This is a genomic window from Halobellus sp. Atlit-38R (genome assembly GCF_003665925.1).
In the GTDB taxonomy this organism is placed as follows: Archaea; Halobacteriota; Halobacteria; order Halobacteriales; family Haloferacaceae; genus Haloquadratum; species Haloquadratum inordinatus.
The window spans coordinates 1-482 of sequence record NZ_QXIJ01000267.1; the positions used below are offsets into that span (position 1 = coordinate 1).

Annotated in this window: 1 protein-coding gene; it reads left to right on the forward strand. The window is 57.1% G+C overall.

The features are described from left to right. The coding region (locus D3D02_RS19300; RefSeq protein WP_147435764.1) for a universal stress protein at positions 1–482 on the forward strand (482 nt) is incomplete at both ends.

A 482-nucleotide genomic window follows, 5' to 3' on the forward strand; every position in this document is an offset into this window, starting at 1 on the left:
GTGAGTACGCACTTCTGCTCGCTGAAGCATACGGCGGAGAGATACATGCACTCGCGGTCCTTGACTCTAGTGACGTCCCTGAGAATGTCGATGCTGCGGTGGTCGAGGATCCGATTGACACAGACGTTCGGCAGACCGCTAACGAGGCGATTGCGTCGGTAATTGAAGCGAGTGAGCAAGCAGGTGTCTCTGTCATCGACTCCATTAGGAGAGGAACCCCGGTGGAAGAGATTCTTGCATACGCCACTGAGAACGAGATCGACTTGGTCGTCCTCGGTGCACACACGCCAGGGCGTCTCGCGCGGTTTCTGCGTGACTCTATCGTCGAACAGGTCATTCAACAGTCACCTGTCCCAGTGTGGTCCGTTCGGGAAGGAGAGGATCAAGAGCCAGTAAGGATCCAGCAAATTCTGGTGGCGACTGACGGCAGCGAGGGCGCCCGCCGCGCCAGTGAATACGCGTTCGATCTTGGCAGTACATTC